At 41.4% G+C, this 18,011-nt stretch carries 21 protein-coding genes, 1 tRNA gene and 1 other RNA gene; 9 read left to right on the forward strand and 14 right to left on the reverse strand.

Features of this window, described 5'->3' with window-relative positions:
* Window positions 1-154 precede the first annotated feature (154 nt).
* Window positions 155-1,429 (forward strand): lysine N(6)-hydroxylase/L-ornithine N(5)-oxygenase family protein, encoded by a 1,275-nt coding sequence (locus UFB30_RS12035; RefSeq protein WP_322421950.1) that lies wholly within the window; start codon window positions 155-157, stop codon window positions 1,427-1,429.
* A gap of 194 nt (window positions 1,430-1,623) precedes the next feature.
* Here UFB30_RS12035 and UFB30_RS12040 read toward each other — a convergent pair whose 3' ends face one another.
* Window positions 1,624-3,423 (reverse strand): sensor domain-containing phosphodiesterase, encoded by a 1,800-nt coding sequence (locus UFB30_RS12040; RefSeq protein ID WP_322422108.1) that lies wholly within the window; start codon window positions 3,421-3,423, stop codon window positions 1,624-1,626.
* 198 nt (window positions 3,424-3,621) lie between these two features.
* On the opposite strand from UFB30_RS12040, the gene kynA reads away from it, so the two are divergent.
* Entirely contained in the window at window positions 3,622-4,440 is an 819-nt protein-coding gene (gene kynA, locus UFB30_RS12045) for a tryptophan 2,3-dioxygenase (RefSeq protein ID WP_322421951.1), read from the forward strand.
* Window positions 4,441-4,481: 41 nt separating this feature from the next.
* Here kynA and ssrS read toward each other — a convergent pair.
* A non-coding RNA gene (gene ssrS, locus UFB30_RS12050) (6S RNA) lies at window positions 4,482-4,674 on the reverse strand.
* Window positions 4,675-4,766: 92 nt separating this feature from the next.
* Here ssrS and UFB30_RS12055 point away from each other — a divergent pair.
* Window positions 4,767-6,032, forward strand: a complete 1,266-nt coding sequence (locus tag UFB30_RS12055) for a sensor histidine kinase (protein WP_322421952.1) — start codon at window positions 4,767-4,769, stop codon at window positions 6,030-6,032.
* A gap of 11 nt (window positions 6,033-6,043) precedes the next feature.
* On the opposite strand, the gene UFB30_RS12060 is transcribed toward UFB30_RS12055, so the two are convergent.
* The gene (locus tag UFB30_RS12060) at window positions 6,044-7,162 is read right to left on the reverse strand and encodes an NAD(P)/FAD-dependent oxidoreductase (protein WP_322421953.1); all 1,119 of its coding nucleotides are present in this window, start codon (window positions 7,160-7,162) and stop codon (window positions 6,044-6,046) included.
* A gap of 117 nt (window positions 7,163-7,279) precedes the next feature.
* Here UFB30_RS12060 and UFB30_RS12065 point away from each other — a divergent pair.
* Window positions 7,280-7,351, forward strand: a tRNA-Val gene (locus UFB30_RS12065).
* 84 nt (window positions 7,352-7,435) lie between these two features.
* The gene (locus UFB30_RS12070; protein WP_322421954.1) at window positions 7,436-7,843 is read left to right on the forward strand and encodes a hypothetical protein; all 408 of its coding nucleotides are present in this window, start codon (window positions 7,436-7,438) and stop codon (window positions 7,841-7,843) included.
* Window positions 7,844-7,913: 70 nt separating this feature from the next.
* On the opposite strand, the gene UFB30_RS12075 is transcribed toward UFB30_RS12070, so the two are convergent.
* From UFB30_RS12075 to UFB30_RS12090, 4 genes are all read right to left on the reverse strand, one after another.
* On the reverse strand, window positions 7,914-9,875 hold the full coding sequence (locus tag UFB30_RS12075) for a TRAP transporter permease (protein WP_322422109.1): 1,962 nt from the start codon (window positions 9,873-9,875) through the stop codon (window positions 7,914-7,916).
* 19 nt (window positions 9,876-9,894) lie between these two features.
* Window positions 9,895-10,416, reverse strand: coding sequence for a DUF1850 domain-containing protein (locus tag UFB30_RS12080; RefSeq protein WP_322421955.1), 522 nt, complete (start codon window positions 10,414-10,416; stop codon window positions 9,895-9,897).
* An 81-nt stretch (window positions 10,417-10,497) separates the two neighbouring features.
* The gene (locus tag UFB30_RS12085; protein ID WP_322421956.1) at window positions 10,498-11,469 is read right to left on the reverse strand and encodes a TAXI family TRAP transporter solute-binding subunit; all 972 of its coding nucleotides are present in this window, start codon (window positions 11,467-11,469) and stop codon (window positions 10,498-10,500) included.
* A gap of 219 nt (window positions 11,470-11,688) precedes the next feature.
* Window positions 11,689-12,234 carry a phosphatidylglycerophosphatase A family protein gene (locus UFB30_RS12090; protein ID WP_322421957.1) on the reverse strand — a complete coding sequence of 182 codons (546 nt, stop codon included), beginning with the start codon at window positions 12,232-12,234 and terminating at the stop codon, window positions 11,689-11,691.
* 137 nt (window positions 12,235-12,371) lie between these two features.
* Here UFB30_RS12090 and UFB30_RS12095 point away from each other — a divergent pair, with 137 nt between their 5' ends.
* The 3 genes from UFB30_RS12095 (at window position 12,372) to UFB30_RS12105 (ending at window position 14,127) form a co-directional block, all read left to right on the forward strand.
* A complete protein-coding gene (locus UFB30_RS12095) occupies window positions 12,372-13,106 on the forward strand; it encodes an alpha/beta hydrolase (RefSeq protein ID WP_322421958.1) in 735 nt (244 codons plus the stop codon).
* A gap of 83 nt (window positions 13,107-13,189) precedes the next feature.
* On the forward strand, window positions 13,190-13,705 hold the full coding sequence (locus tag UFB30_RS12100) for a YjcG family protein (protein ID WP_322421959.1): 516 nt from the start codon (window positions 13,190-13,192) through the stop codon (window positions 13,703-13,705).
* Window positions 13,705-14,127: a GNAT family N-acetyltransferase gene (locus tag UFB30_RS12105; RefSeq protein ID WP_322421960.1), complete on the forward strand. Its 423-nt coding sequence runs from the start codon at window positions 13,705-13,707 to the stop codon at window positions 14,125-14,127. The genes UFB30_RS12100 and UFB30_RS12105 overlap by 1 nt, the downstream gene beginning before the upstream one ends.
* Window positions 14,128-14,173: 46 nt before the next feature.
* On the opposite strand, the gene UFB30_RS12110 is transcribed toward UFB30_RS12105, so the two are convergent.
* The 7 genes from UFB30_RS12110 to UFB30_RS12140 form a co-directional block, all read right to left on the reverse strand.
* A complete protein-coding gene (locus tag UFB30_RS12110) occupies window positions 14,174-14,464 on the reverse strand; it encodes a hypothetical protein (protein WP_322421961.1) in 291 nt (96 codons plus the stop codon).
* Window positions 14,465-14,558: 94 nt separating this feature from the next.
* The gene (locus tag UFB30_RS12115; RefSeq protein WP_322421962.1) at window positions 14,559-14,813 is read right to left on the reverse strand and encodes a stage VI sporulation protein F; all 255 of its coding nucleotides are present in this window, start codon (window positions 14,811-14,813) and stop codon (window positions 14,559-14,561) included.
* A 57-nt stretch (window positions 14,814-14,870) separates the two neighbouring features.
* On the reverse strand, window positions 14,871-14,987 hold the full coding sequence (locus UFB30_RS12120) for a YjcZ family sporulation protein (protein WP_039808466.1): 117 nt from the start codon (window positions 14,985-14,987) through the stop codon (window positions 14,871-14,873).
* A 62-nt stretch (window positions 14,988-15,049) separates the two neighbouring features.
* Window positions 15,050-15,406, reverse strand: coding sequence for a stage V sporulation protein AE (gene spoVAE / locus UFB30_RS12125; protein ID WP_322421963.1), 357 nt, complete (start codon window positions 15,404-15,406; stop codon window positions 15,050-15,052).
* A 1-nt stretch (window position 15,407) separates the two neighbouring features.
* Window positions 15,408-16,421, reverse strand: coding sequence for a stage V sporulation protein AD (spoVAD, locus tag UFB30_RS12130; RefSeq protein ID WP_322421964.1), 1,014 nt, complete (start codon window positions 16,419-16,421; stop codon window positions 15,408-15,410).
* Window positions 16,422-16,880 carry a stage V sporulation protein AC gene (spoVAC, locus tag UFB30_RS12135; RefSeq protein WP_322421965.1) on the reverse strand — a complete coding sequence of 153 codons (459 nt, stop codon included), beginning with the start codon at window positions 16,878-16,880 and terminating at the stop codon, window positions 16,422-16,424.
* Between the two features lie 12 nt (window positions 16,881-16,892).
* Window positions 16,893-17,318 carry a sporulation protein gene (locus UFB30_RS12140; protein ID WP_322421966.1) on the reverse strand — a complete coding sequence of 142 codons (426 nt, stop codon included), beginning with the start codon at window positions 17,316-17,318 and terminating at the stop codon, window positions 16,893-16,895.
* A 148-nt stretch (window positions 17,319-17,466) separates the two neighbouring features.
* Here UFB30_RS12140 and UFB30_RS12145 point away from each other — a divergent pair, with 148 nt between their 5' ends.
* Complete coding sequence (locus UFB30_RS12145) at window positions 17,467-17,994, forward strand: CotY/CotZ family spore coat protein (protein WP_322421967.1); 528 nt, start codon at window positions 17,467-17,469, stop codon at window positions 17,992-17,994.
* Window positions 17,995-18,011: the final 17 nt, after the last annotated feature.

Genomic DNA, 18,011 nt, shown 5'->3' on the forward strand with positions numbered 1-18,011 from the left:
CGGATATACTTACAGGATTTGCCGGAACCGGGGTTATTACTGCTATTCTACTCTTTCTTACAAGTATTTAATGAATTACAATAATATCAGCTAACAATGACTTCTGCTCATGAGGCAGGAGTCATTTTTATATGATCCTGCAGGAGTTGATAATATGAAGATTTATGATTTAATCGGAATTGGTCTGGGTCCGTATAACCTTGGAATGGCTGCACTAATTCAGGAAGCCGGTGCTTTTGATGCGCTATTCTTTGAGAAAGAAGCTGAATTTGACTGGCACCCTGGAATGTTGATTGATGGCACTGATCTGCAGGTAGCTTTCCTAGCTGACCTAGTAACATTTGCCAATCCAAAAAGCCGCTTTACTTACCTGAATTACTTACATGAGCACCAGCGGCTCTATCAATTTTTTTCATTTAAGGAATTTGAAATGCCCCGCTCTGAATATAATCATTATGCAAAATGGACTGCATCCCTTTTGGAAAATTGCCTTTATGAACGCAATGTCATTTCTTTAAGCGATCAGACAAGCCATGGTTATTATGAAGTCAGAGTGTTGACTGGAACCGGTGAAAACGAGACTTATTATGCAAAAAATATTAGTCTGGGTACCGGTAGCAAACCTTTTTTACCCGATGCTGCACAAAAGGTTTCCGGACTCACTCATTCATCAGATTACCTTCACAAAAAGGAAGAATATAAGCAGACTGACTCAATCGCAGTGATTGGATCAGGTCAAAGTGCAGCTGAGATCTTTCTCGACCTGCTGGAATCACAGCCTTATCACCAATACCACCTTTCATGGTATACACGCTCACCCGGCATACTTCAGCTGGAGTCATCAAAGTTCGGGCAGGAATTTTTCACGCCCGATTTTACTGATTATTTCCATGACCTCCCCCTTCAGCAACGAGAGCATGCCTTATCGATGCTTGATTATGTCAGAAACGGAATCGCGCCGGACACACTTAATTCGATCTACAGATGGATGTATCACCGTTCATCAGGCGGCAGAGAACTGGCCATTACAATTCAGCCGAACGCTGAACTGATCAATATTAAAAATGACGGCGAACAACTCAACTGTACTTTTGAGCATAAGCTGTCAAACAGGGAATTCACCCGCTCATTCCAGAGGATCATTGCAGCTACCGGCTATCAGCCAAACCTGCCTTCATTTTTCCAACAGGCATTTGATCATGCTGAAAAAGAAAACGGGCACTTTGTCGTATCAAGGAATTACCATCTTCTGTTTAATAAAGATCGCCATGAAAATGTCTACCTGCTGACGGCAATCGAAAAAACCCATGGTGCAGAAGCAACGAATATGGGCATGGCTGTGAACAGAAATATTCATATCATCAATAAAATCGCAGGCCGTATAATCTACAAAAACCCAAGAAACGTTACATTTCAGTCATTTGAGTGATTCTGTGCATCATGACATAACAGCGTACTTTACTTAAAAGTCAGCTTCGTGCATCCCAATGCGGCCACTGGTGTCCGCATCGAGCTGAGCTTTATGATATGAAGCCTGTGCATTCCGGTTGGAGCTGCAAACCGCCTCTCCTGCCGGAATATGTCCGGCTGACACTCAGAAAACGGGACATTTCGATTTTTCAATCACAAGTCAAAACTGAACTCCCTAACCCACTCATCCAGCTCCTCAGCAGGCATCGGTCTCCCTATCAGATAACCCTGGAAACAATCACACCCCAGGCTTTTGAGTAGCGTCAGCTGTTCAAAAGATTCTACCCCTTCAGCGATCACAGAAAGCTCAAGATTTTCTGCAAGGTCAATAATCGTTTTCACTAATGCCTCACTCTTTTTATTCTTTGTCAGCAGCCTGATAAATTCCCTGTCCACTTTAATTTCATTCACAGGATAGTCCTGTAAATAGACAAATGCTGAAAACCCTGTACCAAAATCATCAATAGAGAGCCTGATCCCTTTTTTACTAAAAAGATTTAACCGCTCAATGACAAGAGAATTTTCTTCCATTGCAACTGATTCAGTAATTTCAAGACACAGCTTATCCGGTGAGACTTCATGCAGTTTCAGTGTTCTCAGTATCATATCAGGCAGATTTTCATGAATGAACTGTCTTGGTGAAATATTGACTGAGATCATCGCATCCTTCATACCTGTACGCTGGAGTTCACTGATCTTCTGGATTGATTCCTCTATAATCCACTCTCCCAGTGGCACAATGAACCCTGTGGATTCAGCCAGCGGGATAAAAACATCCGGCGCTACGAGTCCAATCTCGGGATGATTCCATCTGACCAGCGCTTCAAAACCGGTAATTTCTCCGCTGGACGTGTTAATTTGGGGCTGATAGTACAATATAAACTGATTGAGCTCCAACCCTTTTCTTAGGTTCATTTCAATTTCAAAGTGGTCTCTGCTCGAATCCTTCATCTCACCTGTAAAGTAAGTCAGACCGTTTCTTGAGGTTTTTTCTTTACCCTTATTAAGTGCAATCTGAGCTGTCTGAAGCAGTTCTTTTGCAGAACATCCTGTTTGACTGATACCAAAACTGAATGAAGCGGCAACATCAAAATTATTCACTTTAAATGGTGTAGTCAGTAAAAATTGAATTTGATGAATTCTTTCTTCAATATTTTTACGGTCTGTGAAAAAGATGAAATGGGCCTGATCCGCTTTAGCCAGGAATTCACCCTCTTTTAACAGCCGGCTAAAACGGTCAGCTATCTTTTTTACGATGAGATCTCCTGAATCATACCCCAGTGCATCAATCATCTGATGAAGCTGATCGATTTCAATATAACAAACGCAGGGGGATAGCCTTTCCATCCTGTGAGCTGCTTCTTTATAAAACAGATTCAGGTTAGGCAATCCTGTTAGCGGATCATAATAAGCAAGATGTTCGAGTTTTTGTTCAAGTTCCTGCTGCTGGATACTGTCAAATAGAAAAGCGATCAGATCTGCAAAGCTTCCTGCCAATGACTCGTCCAGCTTGCCCCACTCGATCTGTTTTGAAGTTTCGCAGCATATCACACCGATCACACCATTCGCCATCACAATCGGTGCATCAATCATTGATTTGATATTTCCGGCTTCCCTGAAATAATGAGGATACAGTTCTTCTACTCTCTGATCAGTTGAAACATCACAAATTGACAGCACCCTGGTTCCTTGAAGCAGACTGAAGTAAGCTGGAAAATCCTCTTTATGTAACACAGCCCCTTTTGAATGACTGCCGTTAAAAATATTCACAGCTGTTAAGGCAGGTCTCTCCTGATCAAAAATCCACACACTGACCCGCTCACATTGGATCATCTCAGACATCGCTTCACAGAGCTGTTCAACAGTTGATTGAAGTTCGAGTGCTGATATTCTTTTTGCCTTAGCGAGCTGAAAAAGCCGCTGCTGCTGAATTCTAAAAAGGGAATGATTCATCGTGGACACTGTATTTACACCTTCTTCAGATTTAATTGAGTTAAAATGATGATAAAGACCCAAATGTTTTTATGTAATGAATAAATTTTACCACAACACTTACATTAGTTTTATATTATTTTTAATTTTCCCTCTGCACTTCGATCGATTTGTTAAAATGATAATCGACGTACATTATTTAAAAAGGAAGTGGAACCAATGAGCGATCAAAATGTATATACAGACTTTAAAAATGAGATGACTTATGCAGATTATTTATCTCTTGATCAATTACTCGCTTCACAAAACCGGCTTTCCGGGCATCATGATGAAATGCTCTTTATCATTATCCATCAGGTCAGTGAGCTCTGGATGAAGCTGATTATCCATGAAATACAAGCAGCATGTGATTCGCTGAAGCATAACCAGTTTGAGCCGGCTTTCAAGCAGCTTGCACGCGTGTCAAAAATTCAGGAGCAGATCATTAAAGCCTGGGACGTGCTGGCTACCATGACGCCATCAGAATATATTGAGTTCCGGGACTCTCTTGGTAAAGCTTCAGGCTTTCAATCCTATCAGTACCGCTTAATTGAATTTTCACTTGGCTATAAAATTCCGCATATCCTGAAAATCTACGAACAGGATCAGGAGATTTATGATGTGCTTAATCAGGCTTATCAGGAAAAAGGACTTTATGATATCGCGATTGATAAGTTATATGAGGCAGGCTTTCAAATCCCTGAGGAATTACTGAATAGAGATTTCTCAAAGCCTTATGTAAAAAGTGAAGAAGTAAAAGCTGCATGGAGTGCGGTTTATAAAGATAGTCAGACATACTGGACTCTTTACCAGCTCGCTGAAAAATTAGTTGACCTTGAAGACTGGCATCAGCAGTGGCGTTTCCGTCATATGAAAACAGTTGAAAGGATTATCGGATTTAAGAAAGGAACGGGCGGTTCATCAGGAGTCAATTACTTAAAAAGTGTTCTGGATTCATACTTCTTCCCTGAGCTTTGGGATTTGAGAACTGAACTGTAAAGTAAGCTTTCAGACGCAAAAAAACCGGGGTATCCCCCGGTTTAACAGCCGCCTTTGCCGTAGTTTAATTAAGAAAGTTTTTAAACCACCACTCCTCAAAGTGGGTGTTCGCAAAAGCGTTCATGCGCGTCCTCATACGCTGATGAGGCATGACAATCCGGCTTTTATTTAAAACTCCCGTTAACAGATCAAAGGTTAAAACTTACTTAGAACATACGAACAACGCAGCCTGAATTAGAATCATAGCGTACCATCAGGATTTTTTCAATCTTAATGCTTAAATTTATGATATGATACGTACTGACTAATAGTATGGAGTATGATATATGGATGTTTTAACAAAAGACCTGCTTGTAAATTTTTTATTAATGATTCTTCCCTTATTATTTATACAGATCGTTTATTTTTATTCTTACCGGAACCGTCTTCAGAAAAAAGAGGGAAAGTTTGCTGCGATTTTTCCTGCCATTTCCATTCTCTTATGCCTCTCCTTCCCATTTACCATCAATGAAGGATTTCTTTGGGACCTGAGAGCTGTGCCCATTGTGTTAGGGACATTATATGGCGGTTATCCAATGGGTATTTTCTTAACTGCAGTTGCACTCATCAGCAGAGCAATCCTCGGCGGTGATGGTGTACTTGTGTCAACCATAACCCTGTGTGTCATCTGGATTTTTTATTTTATTTTTATGAAGCAGTTTCAGCGCTCAAAGATTCCGGGGAAAATATGCATCGGTACCTTTCTCGTATCTTTTCTTGTAATTTGCAACCTGACATTATCTTATTTAATTTTTGATGTATTAATGCCTCTTGATGTCTGGATTACTTTTACAATTATTAATGTAGTTGGATTAATTGTTGCGTTGATTTTATGGGAAATCATCAGAACAAACTTTTTAATATTGAATGATTTAATCAGAGCGGAAAAATTATCAGTGGTGAGCCACCTGGCTGCGAGCATTTCTCACGAAGTAAGAAACCCGCTTACAGTCAGCAGAGGATTTATCCAGATGGCGGTGCAGGACCGTGATCAGGATGAGCAGCAGCGTTATTATTTAAATACCGCACTGAAAGAGATCGATCATGCGACTGATATCATTAACGATTACCTTACATTCGCAAAGCCTGCATCTGATCAACAGGATATGATTAAAATGAAGGAAGAACTGAATCATTCAGTCAACGTGATCCAGCCTCTTGCCAATATGAACAATGTAAATATCCTTCTCAAGGATCAGCTCCCGGAACGTGCACTGCTGCTGGCAGAGAAAAAGCAATTCCAGCAAAGCCTGATTAATATCTTTAAAAATGGAATTGAAGCAATGCCAGACGGCGGCATACTAACCATCGAAGCATCACAGCAACAGAATGGATATGTATTGATTGTAAAAGATCAGGGTTACGGAATGAGTGACGAAGAAGTTAACAGACTTGGCGAGCCCTACTTTTCAACAAAGGAAAAAGGAACAGGTTTAGGCCTGATGGTTTCATACAGTATTATCAGGGCAATCGGCGGCTCCGTAAAAGTAACAAGTGTAAAAAATCATGGGACAACCTTCGAAATACAGCTACCCGTCTATAAAGCACCGTAAAAGAGCGCAATTCAGCGCTCTTTTATGATATTTTCAACCGGATAGTCATCCGGGTCAATCATCGACTCCTCACCGATCGCCATTTTTGCTACTTCCTTCCCGATAAACGGTCCTGAAGTCAGTCCTGAAGAGCCCAGCCCATTAATAAATAGAAGCTGCTCTATTTGACGGAAAGCCCCTGCAACAGGCAAAAAACCTTGTGTGAACGGTCTATAACCAACCCTTGTCTCAATTAACTCAGCGTGATGCAGACCTGCAGCGATGTTTAAAGTCTTACTCAAAATGTCAGCTACACCCCCTGCTGTAACTTTATCATCCATTGGCCGGTCATTTTCATGTGTTGTACCTGCTACAATCCGTCCATCATCAAATGCAAGTAAATACTGATCTCCAGGCGGCAATACAACAGGAAGCCTGTCTGTATCTTCTTCAACACCCAGATGAACAATTTGCGCTTTCTGATAGGATACATCCACATCAATACCAGCTGATGCTAAAACCTCCGGTGCCCAGGCGCCTGCAGCGAGAATGACCAGGTCAGCTTGCAGCTTCTCACCATTGACCCGGGCACCGGTCGCCCGGTTACGCTCAATCGTAAGTGCTGCATCTCCTGTGACAAGTCTGCCACCATTTTTTTTCAATCCTCTTACAAGTGATGCTCTCAGCTTCCTGCCGTCAACTCTTGCAGCACCGGAAACATTGACCCCATAAAACATTTCGGTCAGATAAGGAAATTGTTCTTTTACTTCTGAAGGGGTTAAAGCAGTAATTTCACCGATTTCAGGGGCCTCTTCTTTCTTCTTCAATGCACGTTCGATCATTTTATCTCTTTTTGCTTCTTCTTTGTGAAGGGCAATCCCGCCGGTTTTTTTATAGCCTGTATCAGTTTCACCATCTTCTTTCAGCATTTCAATTAACTCAGGATAATATGCTGCCCCCTCCTTCACAAGAAAGTACCATTTTTTATTTCTTCTCTGTGACAGCCAGGGACAAATAATACCTGCTGCAGCACCTGTTGCCTGGCCGGCATCCTCACGATCAATTAATGTAACTGAACAATCTTGCCTGGATAAATAGTAGGCAGCTGACGCACCTGCAATGCCGCCGCCAATCACAATATAACTTTTCATACTGACACCTCGTTTAAATCTTCTCTTTTAAAACAATAACTGATTGACAATGAATTGTCTAAAAGGTAATATAATATTTGTCTTCATACATATGAAACCTCATCAATATTTAAATATGACCTGTTAGCTCAGTGGGAGAGCACTTCCTTGACAGGGAAGGGGTCGGGGGTTCAAGTCCCTCACAGGTCATCCGCAAGCACTTTTATAAAAGTGCTTTTTTTTATGCCTTTTTACCGCTAAAATAAACTCAAGTTCTTAAAAAAGGAGATCAAAATGAACATTTATCTTTTCTGGTTCATTCAGTTATCCTGGGGCATCGTGATTAATCTGTTTGGTTTATTGATAACTGTGATTTTGTTATGTCTGGGTATAAAACCTGAAAGATATAACCATGCCGTTTATTTTGAGATTGGAGAAAAATGGGGCGGTGTTAACTTCGGAGGGTTCTTATTTGTTCAGAAAAATGCCTCAGACAGGCTTAAATCGCACGAATATGGACACAGTTTTCAAAACCTGCTATTGGGACCATTCATGATTTTTGCCGTAACCATCCCTTCCGCTATCCGTTATCACGTAAGAAATATTCAGGCAGCAAAAGGAATCATGCTTAAACCTTATGATGATTTCTGGTGTGAATCCTGGGCTACAAGGTTAGGAGAAAAACATTCAAAATGTAAATAGACACAGGCGTCTTAACATATTTAAAAAGCATCCCGTTATCGGCTTTACGGCCGACAACGGGATGCTTATTTTATGCTTTAGCGGTTTGGAGGTTGTCCTTCCCTTTTCTCTTCCAGACGAACTGGATGATCAGAAGTGCAACAAATAGTCCAGCACCCAGTAAATCTGTAATTCCTTCCGGATAGATCAGCATAATTCCTGCTGCCAGCGCAAGAATTCTTTCAACCGGATGAACCGGTCGATACCAGTATCCGATTACAGCAGCACCAATCGCTGTCATACCAGCAAGTGCAGTGATGACTGAAAGTGTGATCTCCCCTGCATTCGTATCAATCAGTAAGAGCTGAGGAGAAAGTACAAACATGTACGGGATGATAAATGCACCAATGGCAAGCTTGGCGGCATTCACTCCGGTTCGTATCGGTTCCCCGCCCGATACCCCTGCGGCGGCGAACGCTGCGAGCGCAACAGGTGGTGTAATATCAGCTACAATACCAAAATAGAATACAAACAGGTGAGCTGCAAGCGGCGGCACGTCAAGCAAAATCAGAGCCGGTGCTGCAATCGTAGCTGTAATAACATAGTTTGCAGTTGTTGGTGATCCCATACCAAGGATGATCGCCGCAAACATTGTGAAGAATAATGTCAGTAACAAAATACCGCCGGATAGTTCTACAAGCCCGTTTGCAAGCTTAAGACCAAGTCCCGTACGTGTTACAACCCCTACAATGATACCGGCACAAGCGGTTGCTACAGCAACTGATAATGCCGTTCTTGCACCATCTGCAAGACCATCGAAAAACTTTCTGATGTTGATTCTAGTATCCTTTCGGATCATGCTGACTAGAATTGTGATGACAATTGAATAAAGCGCTGCTCTGATAATTGAATTACCATCGAGCAGTAAGAAAATAACAGCAAAGATTGGTGTAAGTAAGTAAATCTTTTTAAGTACTTCTGACTTTTTTGGAATTTCTGAGTCAGGCAAACCGGTCAGACCGATTCTTTTTGCTTCAAAGTGTGTAATGATCCAGATCCCTGCGAAGTACAGTAAAGCAGGAATTGTAGCTGCTTTGGCAATTTCCCAGTAAGTAACCCCACCGATAAATTCAACCATCAGGAACGCTGCAGCCCCCATGATCGGCGGCATGAGCTGTCCACCGGTAGAAGCTGCCGCCTCTACCCCGCCGGCAAACTCTTTACGGTAGCCAAGCCTTTTCATCATTGGAATTGTAAATGAACCGGAAGTTACTACGTTTGCAACTGAACTACCGCTGATTGTTCCCTGCATCGCACTTGAGAAAATAGCGACTTTTGCAGGTCCGCCGATCGCTTTCCCTGCAAATGCAACAGCAAGGTCATTAAAGTACTGCCCAATTCCTGTTTTAACGAGGAATGCCCCGAATAACAGGAATAAGAAAATAAATGTTGCAGATACGTATAACGGTGTTCCGAATATACCTTCTGAAGAAATGAACATTGTATTAACAAGTGCTTCAAGGTCTAATCCTCTGTGTCTCAGGAAACCTGGCATTTGAGGACCAAAATAAGCATACGCCATAAAGGTTACAGCAATGATCATAATTGGAAGACCTACTGCACGTCTTGTCGCTTCAAGGACCAACAGGATGGCAATCAGACCTGTCCAGAAGTCCATTGGTGAAATCGAACCGATCGTATTGACAATCCGGTCTTCATTTAATGGGTAATATGCACCTACCCAGATAGATAACAGCGCCAGGATGCTGTCGTACCAAGTGAGTTTGTTGTGTCCAACCTTCTTTTTTGTAACAGGGAAAAGAAGAAATACTAAAGTAAGTGCAAAACCTAAGTGAATAGATAATAGCGTTTGTCTCGGAATAGACTGTGTAATTGCTGCGTAGATCTGAAAAACCGAAAAAGCAATCAGCCCGATAAAGACAACCCAGTTTAAAAGGCCTTCATATTGCTTGGTTCTTGCATCCGGATCGTACTTCGCAAGCAGGTCCTTCTGCTCTTTTTCACCAAACTGCTCTTCATCTTTGTGCTCCATTTCAGCCTTGTTTTTTTCCTCAGTCATCCATCCCAACTCCTCTCAATAACTCTGCTAATGTCAATTTTTTAATAGATATTGTAATAAATGTTCCAGGTTCAATATAGTCATCCAGGGCATAATCCTTGTCATGGTAGTGAAATACATGACTGACTACGACCTGACTTGTATGCAGATTAATAGATGGAAACAGACGATTCATATGTTCAATCCTGTATTTCCCATCCTTTTCAACAAATTCTTCACCTTCGTACATTGCATTTGATGGCATACCAATCGCCATATCCTCATACTCCAGTGCCACTTGTCTGATCTCGTTTTCTTTTGTAATCTCATAAAAATCAATTACTTCTGATTTGTGAATTGAATGTGTATAGCTTAAATGAAAATCTTTCTGGTCTGATACGGGGATATAACTGATCAGTTCTCCTGACTGCTGATGGTGAAATGTGATTGCCTGTCTGACTGGCAGAAATACAGCAGCAAAAAATACTCCTGCTATGACAATGATCAAGACCGGAATCATTTTTTTCTTCTGCATTTCTTTTACAACTCCATAAGAATGGGCAAACAGGCCCTGTCAGGACCTGTTTGCCTCATCGTATTTCATACAATCATACAATTACTGCTCGTCGTAGTAACGCTGAGCACCAGGGTGTACATCGATTCCGATTCCCTCAAGTGCAGTATCTACAGTGATAAATTCACCTTTAGGGTGAGTAATTGAGTCAGTATTTTCAAAGATTGCAGCTGTAATGTCGTAAACAACATCTTCTGACAGTTCAGAAGATACAGCAAGCATCGCCTGTACAGCTACAGTTGGAACTGCTTCTTCAAGACCGTAAGTACCTGAAGCAACTTCATCTTCTGAGTAGAATGGATATTCATCCATCAGTGCCTGAGCCATATCTGCTTCGATTGGAACAATCACTACATCAACCTGAGCAGCAAGTCCTTCTACAGCTCCAGTTGGTGTTCCACCAGTGATAAATGCAGCATCAATTGATCCATCCTGAATTCCAGTAGTTGAATCATCGAATGAAAGGTTCTGAACGTCCATATCGTCAAATGACATTCCATGAACTTCAAGAATCTGTTCAGCATTCAGACGTGTACCTGAACCTGACTCACCTACAGAAACTGTTTTACCTGCAAGATCTTCAACTGATTCGATACCTGAATCAGCACTTGTTACGATTTGAATTGTTTCAGGGTAAAGTGTAGCAAGTCCCTGGATTGTTTCGATTGGTGCATCAAACATTTGTGTTCCTTCAACAGCGTAAGAGGCGATATCCGTCTGAACGAACGCAATTTCAACTTCTTCATTGTCGATCATTGCCATGTTTTCAGCTGATGCGTTTGAAGTGTTAGCAGTTGTTGTAATGCCTGTCTCATCTTCAATCAGCTGTGCAAATGTACCACCAAGCGGATAGTATGTACCACCAGTACCGCCAGTAGCGATGTTAATAAATTCAGGCTGTTCTGAACCGCCTTCACCATCTCCGCTGCCGCTGTCTTCACCGCCGCAGGCTGCAAGAATCATAGATACTGCAAGAAGCAGAATCATGCTCAAATAAAACTTTTTGTTTTTCAACGTAGTTCCCCCTCCTTATAAAATTGCATAACTACGTATACTATTTTATCACGCAATATTACATTTGTGTCAAACTTAAATCATTTTGTACAAGTTCCAATTTACATCAAAAGCTGTCAAATCAACTATGAAAACGCTGTCGATTTCATGACAATTATGACGTCAGATGTAAATTTTCATACAATTTTATAGGAGGGTTTGTATAAAATTTGAATATATTTATTCGTCTTCAATAATTCTTCTTTCATTTTTTGGCAGGTTCTCTTCAATATCCCTCAGTCTGTGAGCAAGGCGGGATGAAGCATTTGCCGCAATAGCAGCAACCATATCGTCAAGGAATGTATGGATGCCACCACCCCTTTTGGTATCAAGCTTTTCAATAATACCGATTTTATTTTTATCCAGATGTCCAAATGTTGTGACTGCGATACTGCCGTAGCCGAGTGAAGCACCGAGGGCAATCGTTTCATCCACTCCAAAAAGACCTTCATCCGTTTCTACTAGTGACTGCAGAGGCTCTGTCAGTTTTTTTTGCTCTGCAAGGCGGTCAAGTTCAACGGCAACAAGAATTGCATGCTGCATTTCTCTTTTTAATAGCACCTTTTCAACGCTTTCAACGCATTCATCAAGCTGCAGTTTTTCATTATAAGGTCCCTGCATTTCATACACGATTTCAGCAATATCATCAATCGTAACGCCACGTTCTTTCAGGACGTTATAAGCAGCCTGTGTTACATCATGAGAGTGAACTCTTTCATTTTTCATATAAAATCTCCTTTAATCGTTATGTTGCCATCATTCAATCTATTCAGCGTAAATTGAATTTGAGAACTGTATAGACTGATATGATACAATCTATTTGTAAACGCTTCAAACTTTTTTTGTAACAGGGAGGATTTTTGATGCCTAAGACCGGAACAGTAAAAGAACATCAGCTATACAGTGAGGCACTGCAGGAAGAGATGAATCTGCTCGTCTATCTTCCTCATAACTATTCGCCTTTATATAAATACACAGTGCTGATCGCCCAGGATGGAAAAGATTATTTTCAGCTTGGCAGAGTACCAAGACTGCTGGATCAGCTGAATGAAGAAGAAAAAATCGAAAACCTGATTTTCGTCGGGGTGCCTTATAAAAATGTAAAGGACCGTTATGATAAATATCATCCGAGTGGCAGTCAGCATGATGCATACGTCAGATTCATCGCAAGGGAACTGGTGCCATTTATTGATGAATTATACCCTACTTACAATATTGGTATCGGACGCGCACTGATCGGTGATTCACTTGCCGGCACTGTGTCATTTCAGACTGCTTTAAAATATCCGAACACTTTTGGACGCGTGATTATGCAGTCCCCTCTTGTCAATGATGACGTCATTCTAAATGCAGAGCAGTTCAAAGACGTTCAGCTGATCAATTTTTATCATATTATTGGAAAAGGCGAAACATCAGTAAAGACAACCAATGGATCGGAAGCAAACTTTCTTGAACCAAACAGGGAACTGCACCAGGTGATGGAAGGTAAGAATTACAGCGTTTTTTATGATGAGTTTGACGGCGAGCATTCCTGGAAATACTGGCAGCCGGATCTTAAACGCGTGATGGAAAAAATGTTTGGAAAAACTTCTTACTAAGCAAGCAATATTCAACTATTTGTCTGATATAATTGTATGAGACAGTGACTATTTTATGATGTGAAAAGAGGAGGCTGACATTTATGAAGTTTGGTATCGCAGTATTCCCTTCAAAAAAATTACAGGATCTTGCTAACTCTTACCGGAAACGCTATGATCCTCATTACTCGCTGATTCCGCCTCATTTGACTTTGAAAGAGCCATTTGAAGCGACAGATGATGAAATTAATGTGATTGCTGAAAAGTTAGGTGAAGTGGCTAAGAATGCTGAGCCTTTTACATTAAGAGCATATAAAATCAGTTCATTCCAGCCAGTTAATAATGTGATTTATATGAAGGTTGATGCCGTTCCTGAACTGTTGACGCTTTATCAATCCCTTCACAGCAGTGACTTTGGCGGTGAATCTCAGTATTCATTTGTTCCGCATATTACGATTGCTCAGAAGTTATCTAATGATGAACACTCCGATGTATACGGTTCACTCCGTATGGCAGGTGTTGACCATGAAGAGACTGTTGACCGCTTCCACTTGTTATATCAGCTTGAAAATGGCTCGTGGACCGTATATGAAACTTACCGTTTAGGTGGCGACAGCTGATGTATGTAAAGAAAGTTGAAACGGATAAGGAATTAAACCAGGCATTTGAAGTAAGAAAAGAAGTATTTGTAAAAGAACAGCAGGTGCCTGAAGATCTTGAGCTGGATGCTTTTGATCAGACTGCCACTCATTTCGTGCTGTATGCTGAAGATCAGCCTTCAGGAGCCGGCAGATTCAGAATCAAGGACGGAAAAGGAAAAGTTGAACGAGTATGTGTGAAGAAAACACTTCGCGGACAACATGCAGGCGTTTTACTCATGAAAGAAATTGAAATTCATGCGAGGGAATCAGGCGTTGAAGCCCTGATTTTAAATGCTCAGACACATGCGCTTGGATTTTATAAAAAGCTCGGGTATCAGGTGATCTCTGACGAATTTATGGATGCCGGAATCCCCCACTTTACCATGCAAAAAGAAATATAAAGATAAAGCAGCTGCGTAAAATAAGCAGCTGCTTTTAACATTCTATTCAAATTGATGCATTAAAGTTTTGACCTTTACCTGTTACTTTTGGAATCAGATGTGGCGGAATTGTCTGGATGTGAAAGATTGGTGCATCCCCGCTCTTAAAAACAGCTTCACGTTTTTTTCTTTTTCTGTCCATTTTTTCCTCAAGCTCTTCTTCAAAATCTTTGTCAGATCTGCGTAGCGGACTGACTTTTTGTACAGGTGTTAAGTAATACGGATCATAATCCTTCATTGTGACTCTTTCGGCATACTGCTGATACTGCAGCTGATTTACTGGCGCGATATAGCCCAAACTTATCACCTCCGAATATTATTTATATTACCTTTTTTACGTTGATGTAAACTTTCTAATATACTTTACGGTCAACTTCTGAATTTTTCAGGGGTCATTTTTTATTAATCATATTCGACAGTGTCTGATAATCAATTTTTTCTCCTTTTGCAGTAACCGTTTTAGCGATTTTTTCTTCCATATCTTTTGTGATTGGCTTCCCGGCTGCAGATGCTACCTGTCTCACGAGCTTTTTAACGGTTTGTTCATCATTAAAGTCAGCATGCTGAAATGCATTGGCAAGTTCAAATAGCTGATCCATTTTAACCCCGGTTTTATTTTCTATTTTTTTAAAAAAAGCATCATTCATATTTAATCCTCCCTTTGATTGTCAAAAGCCACTCCCATTCCGGAGTGGCTTTCACGCTTAATAGTAGAAGCTCGCGCCAACAATAACTAACAGAATGAAAAGCACAACAATCAGCACAAACGTAGAGCCGCCATTGTACCCGCCATAATTGCCATAACCGCAGTTGCCGTACATACCTTCACCCCCTGACTTCTATATTCTATGTAGAAGAGAATCAGAAAGAGTGGGCTTAACGTTCAGGCTTTTGGTTTAAATATAAGCGCACCAATAAATCCAAAAATAATGGCTGCAGATATCCCTGAGCTTGTCACTTCAAACATTCCAGTCATAACCCCGATGACCCCATGCTTTTCTGCTTCCTGCATCGCACCATGCAGCAATGCATTACCAAATGAAGTGATTGGAACGGTTGCGCCGGCACCTGCAAAATCAATCAGCGGTTCATATAATCCAAACGCTTCAAGCAAAGCTCCGCTGACAACCAGCGTGCTGAGCGTATGTGCAGGTGTGAGTTTTAATACGTCCATCATTAATTGTCCAATCACACAAATCAATCCACCAACTACGAATGCCCAAAAAAACATTGGAATCATCTTATTGTCCCCCATTCTTCGGACTGATCAGTGATACGGCATGAGCGATGCAGGGAATTGTTTCTTTCTGCTGGAAAGTAAGCGGTGATAAGAGTGCTCCTGTCGCAACCACTAAGATCCGGTTCACGGACCCTTCGGCTAACTGACTTAAAAAGTAACTGTAGACCATTGCTGCTGAACACGCCGGACCGCTCCCTCCGGCCATAACCTCATCTATTCCCTGATAAATTAATTTACCGCAATCCAGGTATTTATCGTCTGTCAGATGAATATTCTTCTTTTCCAGTATATCCTTCACAGTCGCATAGCCGATTTCGGCCAGATCACCAGTAATGATGTAATCATAATCATCAGGCGTTTCACCACACTGGGTCAGGTGTCTTTCAATCACATCAGCTGCAGCCAGTGACATGGCAGCCCCCATATTAAAAGGGTCAGTTACATTGATATCCTGCACCCTGCCTATTGTGGCTTTTTCTATATGGGCCAATGAATCTTCACGATTGCCACTGACGATTACTGCACCCGCAGCAGTCACTGTCCACTGTGCTGTCGGTGGCTTCTGTCCACCATATTCAGTTGGATATCTGAACTGCTTTTCTGTCGCAGCATTATGACTTGATACCCCTGTTAACACACGGTCGGTGAATCCACCATCTACAAGCGCTCCTGCTAAAGCCAGTCCTTCCATTGAACTTGCACATGCGCTGAAGATCCCAAGGTACGGGATTTCCAGTGTTCTTGCAGTCATACTGCTCGGTGTAATTTGATTAATGAGATCTCCTGAGATCAGACAATCAATGTCCTCTTTGGTGAGAGCTGCTTTTTCTAGTACCTTATTTGAAGCAGTCTCCATTAATTTTCTCTGCGCTTTTTCAAATGTTTTCTCACCCATATACAAATCTTCAAAAAAAGTATCAAATGAAGATGAATATGGACTGTTCTTTTCAAAAGGACCCGCCGCTACTGCGGAAGATATAATAGAAGGGAGTGATGTGAAGTGCCAGGTTTTCATTCAGATGACTCCTATCTGAATCAATATAGTTTTAATCAGCGCAATAAAAAAAGCTGAAATGACGCCAAATACAATCACAGATCCTGCAAGCTTAAAAATATTTCCTCCAACACCCAGTACCAGCCCTTCACTTCTGTGCTCAATTGCAGCGCTCACAACAGCATTACCGAACCCCGTCACCGGAACTGCACTTCCCGCTCCGGCAAACTGTCCAAGTTTTTGATAGAGCCCAAAACCTGTGAGCAGCATAGAAAAAAACACCATGATTGCCACAGTGGGATTTCCAGCAGTCTGCTCGGTAAAAGGAAAATAACTGATTAAAAACAGTGTCACAAGCTGTCCAATCATACAGATAAAGCCACCTACTAAAAATGCTTTCAGACAGTTTTTCAGGACCGGCCGTTTAATTTCATGCTGATCTGCTGCATCCTTCGTTTCCTTGATCCACGTATTCGCCACATTCATCACCTCTTACGTCATTTCTTTTTTCAATTTTATGATTTTCTCAATTTCTTCCATCGCTTCCTTCTCACTTAATGAATCAGATGCCCACTGATCTGAAAGGTCATAAAGCTCAAGGAAGATTTTATAATCGCTTGATAACACAATTTCTTTATCCGGATATTTCTCTTCCAGCCATGCTTTCATTTTCTTTTCGATTTCCTTCATCTGAAAGCGGTGAAGGTGTTTTACTTTATAGCTGACTACAAGTGTGGAGTCGGCAGCAACTACTACTGAATCATACAGCTCTTTAGTATCTTCAATGTGCTGTGCCACCTCTTTAATTGTTCCGTTTTCAGAATCATGAATTTTGACATGTACAGGGCCTGTCCGTTCAATCGTTGCACATCCGAACAATACAAATGAACAGATCATCAGCAAAATCGTCTTCTTCATCTCATCGCCTCTTTGCCGTAATGAATACAGATAGTTTGTCTTTACCTGAAAGGTTTTATGCCTAATTTTAAAAAACACGGCGAATGACCAATCTTTGGAATCGTGATTTGAATAAAGTATATAGAATTCAAGAAAAGGAGGAGAAAAAATGAGTTGTGGCAAAAGAAATGATGTCGGCGGAGCAGAGGATCATCACCACCACCGTAATTGTGTATGTGAGGTTGTCCGCGCAATAAAAGATATTCAGGACAATGCTGTAGATGTAGACTGCCAGCCATGTTTGACAGACTGCTTTTTAGAGCCGCTTGGGGATCTGGTTGCACCTTCAAGAAGACGCCGTGCAGACACACGCGTATTCACACTGAAGACTAAAGACGGTTCGCCATTCCATGCTTTTTATAAGGATACTGATTTTAAAGACCATGATTGCATCTCAGTATTTTTCAGAGTCGAATCAATTTTTGACGGGTGCTGTGCTACACTTCGCGTGCTTGAGCCGAGAGACCATCACGGCAAAGAAGTGGATCTTCTTAACGAATGCGGTACAAAGATCAAGCTGAGCAAGCTTTGCAAGGTTGTTGATTTTGATTCTACTGACAGCTGTGTAACTGTTGACTTGAGCTGCTTCTGTGCGGTTCAGTGTATTAAAGACGTATATCTTGGGGTTTGTGACTAATTAGGGAATTCTCCCTG

It is taken from the genome of Jeotgalibacillus haloalkalitolerans (assembly GCF_034427455.1).
Taxonomy (GTDB): Bacteria; Bacillota; Bacilli; order Bacillales; family Jeotgalibacillaceae; genus Jeotgalibacillus; species Jeotgalibacillus haloalkalitolerans.

Excerpts from the sequence above, each read along its gene's own strand:
- UFB30_RS12035 (WP_322421950.1), top strand. The coding sequence starts at position 155 with ATGAAGATTTATGATTTAATCGGAATTGGTCTGGGTCCGTATAACCTT.
- UFB30_RS12040 (WP_322422108.1), bottom strand. The coding sequence starts at position 3,423 with ATGAATCATTCCCTTTTTAGAATTCAGCAGCAGCGGCTTTTTCAGCTC.
- kynA (WP_322421951.1), top strand. The coding sequence starts at position 3,622 with ATGAGCGATCAAAATGTATATACAGACTTTAAAAATGAGATGACTTAT.
- UFB30_RS12055 (WP_322421952.1), top strand. The coding sequence starts at position 4,767 with ATGGATGTTTTAACAAAAGACCTGCTTGTAAATTTTTTATTAATGATT.
- UFB30_RS12060 (WP_322421953.1), bottom strand. The coding sequence starts at position 7,162 with ATGAAAAGTTATATTGTGATTGGCGGCGGCATTGCAGGTGCGTCAGCT.
- UFB30_RS12070 (WP_322421954.1), top strand. The coding sequence starts at position 7,436 with ATGAACATTTATCTTTTCTGGTTCATTCAGTTATCCTGGGGCATCGTG.
- UFB30_RS12075 (WP_322422109.1), bottom strand. The coding sequence starts at position 9,875 with ATGGAGCACAAAGATGAAGAGCAGTTTGGTGAAAAAGAGCAGAAGGAC.
- UFB30_RS12080 (WP_322421955.1), bottom strand. The coding sequence starts at position 10,416 with ATGCAGAAGAAAAAAATGATTCCGGTCTTGATCATTGTCATAGCAGGA.
- UFB30_RS12090 (WP_322421957.1), bottom strand. The coding sequence starts at position 12,234 with ATGAAAAATGAAAGAGTTCACTCTCATGATGTAACACAGGCTGCTTAT.
- UFB30_RS12095 (WP_322421958.1), top strand. The coding sequence starts at position 12,372 with ATGCCTAAGACCGGAACAGTAAAAGAACATCAGCTATACAGTGAGGCA.
- UFB30_RS12100 (WP_322421959.1), top strand. The coding sequence starts at position 13,190 with ATGAAGTTTGGTATCGCAGTATTCCCTTCAAAAAAATTACAGGATCTT.
- UFB30_RS12105 (WP_322421960.1), top strand. The coding sequence starts at position 13,705 with ATGTATGTAAAGAAAGTTGAAACGGATAAGGAATTAAACCAGGCATTT.
- UFB30_RS12115 (WP_322421962.1), bottom strand. The coding sequence starts at position 14,813 with ATGAATGATGCTTTTTTTAAAAAAATAGAAAATAAAACCGGGGTTAAA.
- UFB30_RS12120 (WP_039808466.1), bottom strand. The coding sequence starts at position 14,987 with ATGTACGGCAACTGCGGTTATGGCAATTATGGCGGGTACAATGGCGGC.
- spoVAE (WP_322421963.1), bottom strand. The coding sequence starts at position 15,406 with ATGATTCCAATGTTTTTTTGGGCATTCGTAGTTGGTGGATTGATTTGT.
- spoVAD (WP_322421964.1), bottom strand. The coding sequence starts at position 16,421 with ATGAAAACCTGGCACTTCACATCACTCCCTTCTATTATATCTTCCGCA.
- UFB30_RS12140 (WP_322421966.1), bottom strand. The coding sequence starts at position 17,318 with ATGAAGAAGACGATTTTGCTGATGATCTGTTCATTTGTATTGTTCGGA.
- UFB30_RS12145 (WP_322421967.1), top strand. The coding sequence starts at position 17,467 with ATGAGTTGTGGCAAAAGAAATGATGTCGGCGGAGCAGAGGATCATCAC.